The sequence below is a fragment of the Polaribacter marinivivus genome, assembly GCF_042651285.1.
GTDB lineage: Bacteria > Bacteroidota > Bacteroidia > Flavobacteriales > Flavobacteriaceae > Polaribacter > Polaribacter marinivivus.
The window spans coordinates 842,113-853,946 of record NZ_JBHSCY010000002.1 but is presented as its reverse complement, the minus strand read 5'-3'; the positions used below and the strand labels follow the sequence as shown (position 1 = coordinate 853,946).

The window sequence follows — 11,834 nt, the reverse complement described above, 5'->3', positions numbered from 1 at the left end:
GAATGGAAAACAACTATTCTAAATACGTAGTTGGTTTTTTGTTACTCATAATGCTTTCTTGTAAAGAAAAAATGAAAATTAATAAAGAAGAAATAATAGAACAAAAAGTAGATTCTCTTTTAAAGTTAATGACTTTAGAAGAAAAAATCGGACAAATGTCTCAAATAAGACATTTCGAAAAATCTGCTAAAAAACAAATATCTTCAAAATTTATTGGTTCAATAATTCATACACAAGGTCCTTTACCAGGTAAAACTGCTAAAGACTGGCAAAAGAAATTTACAGATTTACAAAAGCAAGCTTTAAAAACAAGATTAGGAATTCCTCTTTTATTTGGAGTTGATGCAGTTCATGGACAAAATACTTTTGAAGGTGCAACAATATTCCCTCATAATATTGGGTTAGGAGCTGCTAATAATCCTGACTTAGTAGAAGAAATTGCAAAAATTACAGCATTAGAAAGTCAAGCAACTGGTTTTAATTGGGTGTTTTCTCCTTGTATAGCAATTCCTTTAAATGAAAAGTGGGGTAGAGTTTATGAAGCTTTTTCAGAAAGTACAGAAATCACAGCTAATTTAACTAGAGCATCAGTAAAAGGTCATCAAGGAGACTTGACAGATAATACAACAGTTATGGCTACAGCCAAACATTTTATTGGTGATGGAGCAACAGATTATGGAGTAGAAGGAGGTGAAACTACTTTAACTAAAGACCAAGTTTATGACTTTCTCTTAAAACCTTATAGAGTTGCTGTAGAAGAAAAAGTAGGTGCAGTAATGGCTTCATTTAATACAATGAATGGTATTTCTATGCACGCTCATAAAGCCCTTTTAACAGATACTTTAAAAGGTCAATTAAAGTTTGATGGGATTGTTGTTTCAGATTGGAAAGCTTACTCTCGTTTTGGAGGTAATGATATCATAAATGCAGGTATTGACATGGTTATGGCTGTAGATGGTGATTTAAGTAAATTTCAAGAAGGCTTGCATAAAGGTGTAGAAAATGGTGAAGTTTCTCTAGCTAGAATTGATGATGCTGTAAAACGAATTTTAAGACAAAAAATTAGACTAAATCTATTTGACAATCCTTTCTCTAAAACCTCTTTAACAAAAGAAATTGGTAAAGAACAACATAGAACCATTGCAAAACAAGCTGTAAGAGAATCTATGGTTTTATTAAAAAATGAAAATAAAATATTACCTATAGCTAAAGAAACTAAAAAAATTGTTGTTGTAGGTGAACATGCAAATAGTAGTGGCTTACAATCTGGAGGATGGTCTATAAACTGGCAAGGAACCAAAGGAAACTATAAAGGATCTACAAATATTTTAGAGGGGATAAACAAAATTGCAAAAGGAAATGTTGTTTATGATGCAGATGCCACCAAAAATCATTTTGATGCAGATGTTGCTATAATTGTTGTTGGAGAAATACCATATGCAGAATTTTTTGGAGATATAGGACATGAATCAAATCAACTTCAATTAACATTAACAGAAAAACATAAAAAGTACATCAATACCTATGCAGATAAAGGAGTTAAAACTGTGGTTGTTTTAATTTCTGGTAGACCATTAGTAGTAACAGATGATATTGATAAATCTGATGCTTTTGTAGCTGCTTGGTTACCTGGTTCTGAAGGAGATGGAGTTGCAGAAGTATTATTTGGTGATTATAATTTTAAAGGAAAATTACCACATTCTTGGCCAAAATTTGTTGAGGATTATAATGGAAAATATGGCCCGAATTTTTGGGATAATAGTATAGAACCCCTATTTAAATTAGGATATGGATTACAATATTAACAAATAAAATCAGCTTTAAAGTAAATTAAAGTTTACAGATTTTATCATAAAAATAAAGATATAAAATGAAAAACAGATTAAACACATTTCTAATTTTAGCTTTCTTATTTTTTATGATATCCTGTGTTAAAAAAGAACAAAAAGAAGACGACGTTTTGAAGAGTAAAAAAGAACTTACAGCAGCAGATATTTTAGGAAATCCTAAGTATTTAGCAATATCTTATGGTGGTTATAGAGAAAAAAGTAGAGAAGATGGTCAACCATCTATAGCTCAGCTTAAAGAAGACTTAAAGATTATGCATACAATGGGCATAAGAATTTTAAGAACATATAATGTACAACCAAAATTACCTCATGCAGCTAATCTATTAGAAGCCATTCATCAATTAAAACAAGAAGATTCAAATTTTGAAATGTATGTAATGTTAGGTGCTTGGATAGATTGCTTAAATGCTTGGACAGATAAAGCTCCAAATCATGATATAGAAAGCCCTGCTAACGAAGGCGAAATAAAAAGAGCTGTAGCTTTAGCTAATAAATATCCAGATATTGTTAAAGTAATTGCAGTAGGTAATGAAGCTATGGTAAAATGGGCTACCAGTTATTATGTACAACCAAATGTTATATTAAAGTGGGTTAATCATTTACAAAATCTTAAAAAAGAAGGAAAACTATCTAAAGATTTATGGATTACAAGTTCAGACGATTTCTCTTCTTGGGGTGGAGGAGATGAAGTATATAGAGTTCCTGATCTAGTCGAATTAATTAAGGCTGTAGATTATGTTTCTATGCATACTTATCCTTATCATTATACACATTACATGTCTGCTTTTTGGGCTGTTCCAGAAAGTGAACAAAATTTATCTGATATAGAAAAGGTTGATAAAGCAATGTTACGTGCTAAAAATAAAGCCAAGCAGTTGTATCAAAAAGTTGTGGATTATGTACATAGTATAGATTCTACAAAAACTATTCATATTGGAGAAACTGGCTGGGCATCAAGTTCAGATGGTTTTTATGGAAAAGATGGTTCTAGAGCTACTGATGAATATAAACAAGGCTTGTATTATAAACACATGAGAGAATGGACTAATGAAGCTGGTATTTCTTGTTTTTATTTTGAAGCATTTGATGAACAATGGAAAGATGCAGGAAATCCTAATGGATCAGAAAATCATTTTGGATTATTTACTTTAAAAGGAGAAGCTAAATACCCTATTTGGGATTTGGTTGATAATGGAACTTTTAAAGGATTAACCAGAGATGGTAATCCAATTAAAAAGACGTTTAATGGAGATAAAGAAGCTCTATTAAAAACAGTATTAGTGCCAAATACGAATTATCCAAAATAAGTATGAAAATTTTTAAATACATATTTTATTCATTTATTTCATTTATGATTTTAAGCTGCGACATTCAAGAAGAAAAGTTAGTTGTAGAAGTTTATGAAACCTCTAAAAGCGGAAATAAATTAACCAAATTAGAAGATTATTCTGTAGAAGTTAATAGTGACCAATTATCTAAAGTAGTTTTAAAACCAACTGAAGAAAGACAAACTATCACAGGGTTTGGAGGGTCATTTACAGAATCTGCAGCTTATTTATTAAACAAACTAAGTGCACCAAATAGAGCTAAAATTATCGAAGCTTATTTTGGTGAATCAGGTGCAAAATATTCTTTAACTAGAACGCATATGAATTCTTGTGATTTTTCACTTAGTCAATATTCTTATGCACCTGTAGAAGGCGATAAAACTTTAGAACATTTTTCTATTGAAGAAGATAAAGATGATATTATTCCTATGATTAAAGATGCAATGAAAGTGTCTAAAGCTGGGTTTAAAATTTTATCATCTCCTTGGACAGCTTCACCTTGGATGAAAGACAATAACAATTGGGTTGGAGGTAAATTATTACCAGAATATTATGATACTTGGGCGTTGTTCTTTTCTAAATATGTTTCTGCTTATAAAAATGAAGGTATAGATATTTGGGGATTTACAGTAGAAAATGAACCTTTAGGAAATGGTAACAATTGGGAGAGTATGCATTATACACCTGATGAAATGACCAATTTTGTACAAAACCATTTAGGCCCTAAATTAAAAACAGATTATCCAAATGTAAAAATCTTAGGATACGATCAAAACAGAGAACATTTAAAAGAATGGGTAGACTCGCAATTTAGAAATGAAGAAACTTCAAAATATTTTGATGGAACTGCCATACATTGGTATGCTAGTACATTCCATTATTTCCCAGAAGAATTACAATATGCGCATCATAAAGCACCTAATAAATATTTAATTCAATCAGAAGCGTGTATAGATGCAGAAGTTCCAAAATGGAAAGATGATGAGTGGTATTGGAAAAAAGAAGCCACAGATTGGGGTTGGGATTGGGCACCTGAACAAGACAAACACATGCATCCAAAATATGCACCAGTTAATAGATATGCAAGAGATATTATTGGTTGTTTAAACAATTATGTAGATGGTTGGATAGATTGGAATATGGTGTTAAATAAGCAAGGTGGTCCAAATTGGTTTAAGAATTGGTGCATAGCACCTGTTATTGTAGATGAAGAAAATGATGAAGTTTACTTTACACCTTTGTATTATACATTATCTCATTTCAGTAAGTTTATTAGACCAGAAGCAAAAGTTATTGCTGTAGAAAATTCAGATAAAGATTTGATGATTACTGCTGCTAAAAATACTGATGGTTCTATTGCTGTTGTTTTATTTAATGAAACAACAATGAGTAAAAACATAGCATTAACTTTAGAAGAACAAAATGTTGAAATACATATAAAACCACAGTCAATTCAAACAATTAAATTACTAAACAACTAATTAAATTAATACAAATATGAATAAACATATAACACCAGCGAAAGATAAAGTACCTATGGGTCAAAAAGCTGCTTTTGGAGCAGGTCATTTTATATTGAATATTCTTCCTGGTACACTAGGTGTATTTATTCAATTCTTTTTACTTACTGCTTGGGGTGTAGATCCTTTATGGGCTGGTCTTTTAGGTGGTTTACCAAGAATTTTTGATTCTATTACAGATCCTATTATGGGTTTCATTTCAGATAATACAACATCTAAATGGGGTAGAAGAAGACCGTATATATTTATAGGTGCTATTATTAGTGGTATTTTATTCTTTTTAATGTGGCAAATAGATGATAATGCATCTCAATCATATATCATTTGGCATGTTATGATTATTCAGTTGTTGTTTTTAATTGGTAATACCATGTTTGCTACACCTTTAGTAGGTTTAGGTTACGAAATGACATCTGATTATAACGAACGTACTCGTATTATGGCTTTTTCTAATACAATGGGGCAAATAGCATGGATGATAGTTCCATGGCTTTATGTAATTATACCAGATACAAATACATTTAATACTCAAACAGAAGGTGTAAGAACTATGGCACTTATAGTTGGTGCTTTATGTGTTGTTTTCGGAATTTTACCTGCTTTATTTTGTAAAGGAATTGATTCTGCTAATATGGAAAACAGAAAAGAAATTTCTTTAAAATCATTAGCAACAAACATGAAAGATTTATTAGATGGTATTAAACAAGTCTCTAAAAACAAGCCATTTATGAAACTTTGTGGAGCTACTTTTTTAGTATTTAATGGTTTTCAATTAGTAGCAGCATTTGGAGTATTTATAATAGTGTTTTACATGTATAATGGTAGTTACGAATTAGCTGGTACATGGCCTGCTTGGTTTAATACCATAAACGCAATTATTACAGCCTTTATAGTAATACCAATTATTTCTAGAATGGCAAATAAATGGGGTAAAAGAAAAGCTTTTATAATTTCAACAATATTATCTATAATTGGATACCTTCTTAAATGGTGGGGATTTGATAAAGAATTAAATAGTCAATTTAATCAAACAGGCTTAGGAAAAAGTTTAAATTCTGGAGTTAGTTCTCTTTTCGAATTTATAAATCCTGCTTTAGATAATATGGGTATGTCTTGGTTTAGTATAGACCCAGGTAGCGAAGTTCCTTGGCTTATATTTTTACCTATTCCTTTATTTGCATTTGGTATGGGAGGTTTATTTACATTAATGATGTCTATGACAGCTGATGTTTGTGACTTAGATGAATTAGAAAACGGAATGCCTAGAAAAGAAGGTACTTTTGGAGCCATTTATTGGTTAATGGTTAAAATTGGTCAATCTATAGCTTTAGTTTTAGGAGGTGTTATTTTAAGTATTGTTGGTTTTGATCCAAATGCTACAGAACAATCTATAGAAACAATGACAAATCTAAGAATAGCAGATATTTTAGTACCATCATTTACTGCAGCATTAGCAGTTTGGGTAATGTGGAAATATAGCTTGTCAGAAATTAGAGCTAAAGAAATAAAAGAAAAATTAGTAGAACGTAGAGGAGAATTATAATTTAAAAAGAAAAGAAATGTCATATAGAGAAGGACGTAAATTTTTAATAGAAAACTTACAAATAAGTGAGCATACAGGTGTTGACTTTAGTGATTATACATCAGAAAAAGACTTAAAAAAACTTTGGAGAGAAACATTAGATGCAGGTATGCATGGTATTTGTTTTAGTATGTACGAAGATGGTCAAGAACCAGGAGATACAATTACAGAAGAACAGGTAGAAAGAAGGGTAAAAATATTAAAACCTTATGCAAAATGGATTCGTTCTTTTTCTTGTATAGAAGGTAATGAAAATATACCACGAATCGCTAAAAAACATGGTATGAAAAACCTTGTAGGAGCATGGCTTGGTGATGATATGGAAAAAAATGAAGAAGAGATTGCAGGATTAATTCAACTTGCAAAAGAAGGTTGTGTAGATATAGCAGCAGTTGGTAATGAGGTGATGTATCGTAAAGATTTAACAGAACAACAATTAATAGATTATATCTGGAGAGTTAAAGATGCTCTAAAAGATTTAGATATACCTGTTGGTTACGTAGATGCTTATTATGAGTTTTCTCATAGACCTGCAATCACAAATTCTTGTGATGTTATTTTAGCGAATTGTTATCCTTATTGGGAAGGTTGTAGTATAGAGCATTCATTGGCTCATATGCAGCAAATGTTTAGCCAAGCTTCACATGCTGCAAATGGTAAAAAAGTGATTATTACAGAAACTGGTTGGCCAAGTCAAGGTAGTAGTTTAGGTGGCGCACATTCTAATGCAGAAAATACCATGAAGTATTTTATAAATACTCAAGCATGGTCTGCAAAAGATGATATAGAAGTGTTTTATTTCTCTTCATTTGATGAATCTTGGAAGGTAGGAGCAGAAGGTGATGTAGGAGCTTATTGGGGTTTATGGGATAAAAACGAAAATTTGAAATTTTAAAAAAAGACTTACAATATTAATAATTGTATAGGGTAAAATTTTATACTGTATAAGTGATAAATTTTAGTTTTTAAATTAAAGTGTTGATTGTTAAGTGATTAATAATTATATCTTCTAATTTAATATATTATATGAAACTGTTAAATATTAACTTGTATATGTATTGTAGTGGTAAAATTTTGCACTTTTTTTTATTAATGTCGTAATATTACATTGTTAAATTCTTAAATACATTAAATTATGAAAAAAATTACTTTATTATTTGCCTTGTTGATTTCGTCAATAGGGTTTTCACAAACTCCTACTGGTGCTGCTCCAACACCACCAGCTCGAAATGCAGGAGATGTGGTGTCAATCTTTTCACAAACTTCAGATGAAAGTACTAAAGTTTATGCTGATATTGCAGCAAACCTGAATCCTAACTGGGGTGCAACATCAGGTCAAGTTACTTTTCCTGCTTTCGGAAGTGATCGTGTTATGCAAATTCCAGCATTTAACTATCAAGGTATAGATTTTGATACCAATAGACAAAATATTTCAACAATGACTAAAATGCATTTTGATGTATGGACAAATGGAGCAAGTCCAAGAATGGTTATTATTTGGGCTGGTGGAGAAGCAGCAGCAACAGGATCTACAATTACATCTGCTCCTGGACAATGGACTTCTGTAGATGTTAATTTAGCAGATTTTACAGGTGCTGATTTAACAACAGTAAGACAATTAAAAATAGATATGGGTGATGAAACTCAAACTATTTATTTAGATAATATTTATTTTTATAAAGAAGCTGTTGATCCAAATACAGATGCAACACTTAGTGATTTGAAAATAGATGGTAATACTATTGCTGGATTTTTACCAAGTAATGAAACGTATACCTATAAAGTAACTGGTACAAGTGTGCCACAAGTAACAGCTACAGCTTCACAAGATGGTACAGCACAAGTTAGTATTACACAAGCAACAGCAGTTCCTGGTTCAGCAACAGTTGTAGTAACAGCTGGTGATACTACTACTCAAAAAACATATACTGTAAACTTTGAGCAAGAGGCTGCACCAACTACAGCTGCTCCAACACCACCATCTTATGATGCAAATAATGTTGTTTCTTTATATAGTGAAGCTTATACTCCTTCAGCAGTTATTTCTAATGTTGGTTGGGATGATTCTGCTTTTGAAGAAGTTACAATTGCAGGAAATAAGGTTTTAAAAGTTACTGGTGTAAACTTTTTAGGAATGAGTCTAGATTCTTATGTAGATGCAACAAATATGACACATTTACATATGGATTATTGGATTGTTGATGATTATACAGTTGGACAAGTATTGAATCCTAAATTATCAAACCATGCTGCACAAGCAGGAGAAACTAATGGAATTGATATTTCTAATCCTATAAATAATCAAACAGAAGTTCAAAATTGGCAGTCTAAAGACTTTGTATTAAATGGCGATAGACAATCTATAAAAGAATTTTTAATTACTGTAGCTGGTAAAACAAGTAAATATTATTTAGATAATGTTTACATGTATGTTGCAGGTACTGCAAGTGTAGATAACAATACTCTTTTAGGATTCTCAATGTATCCAAACCCAGCAAATAATGTTTTAAATATTTCTGCTAAAGAAACTATTAAAAACGCTGATATTTTTAATGTATTAGGTAAAAAAGTAATGAGTGTAAATATTAATAAAGCTAATGGCTCTATTGACGTTTCTAACTTATCTTCTGGAATCTATTTAATTAAATATAATGTAAATGATAAAGTAGGTACTGCTAAATTTATTAAGCAGTAATTATAATATTTTTATAAATAGAAAAACCGAGCAATTTGCTCGGTTTTTTTTATTTAAGTAAACAAAAGATTACTTTTTATTTTTTTCTTGCTTCTTAATCTGCTCTAAATACTCTTGATATCTTTTACCATAAGTAGATGCTTTAATCTTATCACTCAAAGCAGCGTTAACAGTATCTAATAAAGGCAAAGTAGCATCATATAATTCAGTTAATGCTAAATATGGAGCCACCTCTGAGTCTGCATTTGTAATAGCAAAATTAGCTGTGTATAACACTCTTCTTCTTACCAAACGTTTGTAGTCGTTTTCTACTTTTTCTATTAAATTTTTATCATTTGCTTTTTTAGCTTCAAAATCTAGCTTTATTAATTCTAGATTCTGTTCTTGAAACTTTTGGCTCATTAATTTGTACTTATCTAGTAATACTTGATTTTTAGAACCATTTATTTCTGGAAAAACTCCAAAATTTTCAACATTATCATTAATGGTGATTGTACCTTCTTCACCAAAAAACAGAATACTTTTTTCTGCATTATTTGCATCAAAAGTTAAATAATATAATACAGGAGAATCTACAAAGTCTTTTAATTCAAAAGACTCAGTACCAATTAAAGCTATAGAATCTACAGTTACTAAAAGTGTGTCTTTCATTTTTTGTAAATATAATTTACCTTTTTTAAGACCTTTAATTTGTCCTGTTACAATCATATTGGTTTCACGTTCTTTAGAACAAGAAAATAGGATAATACTCAGAGATAAAAGAAGAAATATTTTTCTCATAATTTATTTAAAATTTAGGATTGCAAATATCAAGTTTTTTTTAGAAAGTAGCAGCTAATTCCATTAAAATAGTACAAGCAATTGCAGCAATTGTTCCTATAGCATAACCAAAAACAGCTAATAAAACACCAACAGTTGCTAATGATGGATGAAAAGCTTGTGCTACAATAGGTGCAGAAGCTGCACCACCAACATTAGCTTGGCTACCTACTGCTAAAAAGAAATAAGGTGCTTTTATAATTTTTGCTACAATAATTAAAAGACCTGCATGAATGGTCATCCATACCAAACCTACAACCATTAATCCTGGATTTTGAAGAGCTTGATTTAAATCCATTTTCATACCAATTGTGGCTACTAATATGTAAATAAAAATAGAACCGATTTTACTAGCGCCTGCACCTTCATAGTTTTTAGCTTTTGTAAACGATAAACCAATTGCAACAATAGTAGATATGCTAATTATCCAAAAGAAACCAGAACCTAAAAATGAAAATATATTTTGCCAAGTTTGTGAAGACATAGAAGCTACAAATTCACTAAAAAATTGACTTAAATATTTAGAAGCAAAATGCCCAAAACCAACTGTACCAAATGCTATAGCTAGCATAATCATAAAATCTGTAAGATTAGGATTTTTCTGAACTTTCTTTGTGAAATTTATCACTTTTAATTTTAGTTCTTCAATAGCAGAAGTATCTGCTTTTAACCATTTATTTATTTTATCTTTTTTACCAATACCAATTAATAACACTGCCATCCAAATGTTAGCAACAACAATATCTACAATTACCATTCCTCCATATTTAGAAGGATTGTATTGATAAATTTCTAACATTGCTGTTTGATTTGCACCACCACCAATCCAACTTCCTGCAAGAGTTGATAAACCTCTCCAAACAGCATCAAAGTCTGCACCTCCAACAGTTTCTGGAGAAAAAATAGAAATTAATAAAATGGCTATGGGACCTCCAATTATAATACCAATAGTACCTGTAAAAAACATAACTAATGCTTTAGAACCTAAATTAAAAATAGCCTTCAAATCGATACTTAATGTCATTAAAACTAAAGCTGCTGGTAATAAAAATCTACTTGCTACATAATATAATTGAGATTCATTTTTAACAACTTCTCCAACAGCATTTTCAGTTTCCCATTCAGGAGCTATAATTCTAAATGTTGTAAATAAAGCAGGTACAAAATATGCCATAAATAAACCAGGTACAATTTTGTAAAATTTTGCCCAAAAGCCAGTTTTTATATTCTCTGTGTAAAAAACAAAGCCTAATGAAATTAGTAAAATACCAAAAACAATAGCATCATTAGTAAAAATAGGTTCAGACATAATTAATTATTTTTTTGAGTGATTAGTGTTTAAAATTATACCTAATAAAATTCTTTTTTGATTTTCATCAGGTAATTTTATGCTTAAATAACCAAGATTTAATTTTAAATTCTTATTTAATTGATGAAGAAAGCCAAAGCCTGTCCAATTCTGAACAAAACGTTTGCTTTTATCCATATTTAAAAATATTTCATTAAAAGCATAAATAGACCAATTTTTTGAAATAGGATAATTTGCATTTAAATCATACCTAAACCAATGACTTTCACTATTTATAGTATTAGCTTTAATAAATCTATGTTCAAATCGAAAGCGATGTCTTAATTTTAGTTTATTAAAAAAGTTACTATAATTAATGTCTTCATAAATTCTATTTTCAAAAACATTGGTAGTACCATCTCCAAACAAAAAATCTGTAGTTACGTAACTATATCCTAACGAAAAATTTAGTTTTTTATGTAAGCTATAATTAGCAGCTAATCTGTAAATTTCTTGTTGAAAATTAGTAGAAAGTTCATAATATCTAAAATGTGCCATGGTTTGAATTTTCCATTTTTCTGATATTTTATGAGAACCATTGTACATATACCAATTTCCTATTTCATTACTAGTATTTTGTGATAATAGTGATGAGTAAATAAAAAATAATGGAATGATTAGTAAGTGATTAATCTTCATTTTAGATTATTAAAAAACTTTCTTGAACTTAACTTTAATAAAATTAAGTGCAA

General features: G+C 30.0%; 9 protein-coding genes. 6 read left to right on the top strand and 3 right to left on the bottom strand.

The window, feature by feature from the left end; translation table 11 throughout:
• Positions 1–2 precede the first annotated feature (2 nt).
• The 6 genes from ACFOWD_RS12000 to ACFOWD_RS11975 all read left to right on the top strand — a co-directional run bounded on the left by ACFOWD_RS12000 (position 3) and on the right by ACFOWD_RS11975 (position 8,975).
• Positions 3–1,805 (top strand): glycoside hydrolase family 3 protein, encoded by a 1,803-nt coding sequence (locus ACFOWD_RS12000; protein ID WP_377410859.1) that lies wholly within the window; start codon positions 3–5, stop codon positions 1,803–1,805.
• A gap of 65 nt (positions 1,806–1,870) precedes the next feature.
• Positions 1,871–3,157: a glycosyl hydrolase family 17 protein gene (locus ACFOWD_RS11995; protein ID WP_377410857.1), complete on the top strand. Its 1,287-nt coding sequence runs from the start codon at positions 1,871–1,873 to the stop codon at positions 3,155–3,157.
• A 2-nt stretch (positions 3,158–3,159) separates the two neighbouring features.
• Positions 3,160–4,659, top strand: a complete 1,500-nt coding sequence (locus ACFOWD_RS11990) for a glycoside hydrolase family 30 protein (protein ID WP_377410855.1) — start codon at positions 3,160–3,162, stop codon at positions 4,657–4,659.
• Between the two features lie 16 nt (positions 4,660–4,675).
• Entirely contained in the window at positions 4,676–6,241 is a 1,566-nt protein-coding gene (locus ACFOWD_RS11985; protein ID WP_377410853.1) for an MFS transporter, read from the top strand.
• 16 nt (positions 6,242–6,257) lie between these two features.
• Complete coding sequence (locus ACFOWD_RS11980; RefSeq protein ID WP_377410851.1) at positions 6,258–7,175, top strand: glycoside hydrolase family 17 protein; 918 nt, start codon at positions 6,258–6,260, stop codon at positions 7,173–7,175.
• A 240-nt stretch (positions 7,176–7,415) separates the two neighbouring features.
• Positions 7,416–8,975 (top strand): T9SS type A sorting domain-containing protein, encoded by a 1,560-nt coding sequence (locus ACFOWD_RS11975; RefSeq protein ID WP_377410849.1) that lies wholly within the window; start codon positions 7,416–7,418, stop codon positions 8,973–8,975.
• A 69-nt stretch (positions 8,976–9,044) separates the two neighbouring features.
• Here ACFOWD_RS11975 and ACFOWD_RS11970 read toward each other — a convergent pair whose 3' ends face one another.
• The 3 genes from ACFOWD_RS11970 to ACFOWD_RS11960 are packed head-to-tail and all read right to left on the bottom strand — an operon-like array spanning position 9,045 to position 11,781.
• Positions 9,045–9,755, bottom strand: coding sequence for a DUF4369 domain-containing protein (locus tag ACFOWD_RS11970; RefSeq protein ID WP_298994565.1), 711 nt, complete (start codon positions 9,753–9,755; stop codon positions 9,045–9,047).
• Between the two features lie 40 nt (positions 9,756–9,795).
• Entirely contained in the window at positions 9,796–11,103 is a 1,308-nt protein-coding gene (locus ACFOWD_RS11965) for a DUF819 family protein (protein ID WP_377410847.1), read from the bottom strand.
• Between the two features lie 6 nt (positions 11,104–11,109).
• A complete protein-coding gene (locus tag ACFOWD_RS11960) occupies positions 11,110–11,781 on the bottom strand; it encodes a DUF2490 domain-containing protein (protein WP_377410845.1) in 672 nt (223 codons plus the stop codon).
• Positions 11,782–11,834 lie beyond the last annotated feature (53 nt).

Excerpts from the sequence above, each read along its gene's own strand:
- ACFOWD_RS12000 (WP_377410859.1), top strand. The coding sequence starts at position 3 with ATGGAAAACAACTATTCTAAATACGTAGTTGGTTTTTTGTTACTCATA.
- ACFOWD_RS11995 (WP_377410857.1), top strand. The coding sequence starts at position 1,871 with ATGAAAAACAGATTAAACACATTTCTAATTTTAGCTTTCTTATTTTTT.
- ACFOWD_RS11990 (WP_377410855.1), top strand. The coding sequence starts at position 3,160 with ATGAAAATTTTTAAATACATATTTTATTCATTTATTTCATTTATGATT.
- ACFOWD_RS11985 (WP_377410853.1), top strand. The coding sequence starts at position 4,676 with ATGAATAAACATATAACACCAGCGAAAGATAAAGTACCTATGGGTCAA.
- ACFOWD_RS11980 (WP_377410851.1), top strand. The coding sequence starts at position 6,258 with ATGTCATATAGAGAAGGACGTAAATTTTTAATAGAAAACTTACAAATA.
- ACFOWD_RS11975 (WP_377410849.1), top strand. The coding sequence starts at position 7,416 with ATGAAAAAAATTACTTTATTATTTGCCTTGTTGATTTCGTCAATAGGG.
- ACFOWD_RS11970 (WP_298994565.1), bottom strand. The coding sequence starts at position 9,755 with ATGAGAAAAATATTTCTTCTTTTATCTCTGAGTATTATCCTATTTTCT.
- ACFOWD_RS11965 (WP_377410847.1), bottom strand. The coding sequence starts at position 11,103 with ATGTCTGAACCTATTTTTACTAATGATGCTATTGTTTTTGGTATTTTA.
- ACFOWD_RS11960 (WP_377410845.1), bottom strand. The coding sequence starts at position 11,781 with ATGAAGATTAATCACTTACTAATCATTCCATTATTTTTTATTTACTCA.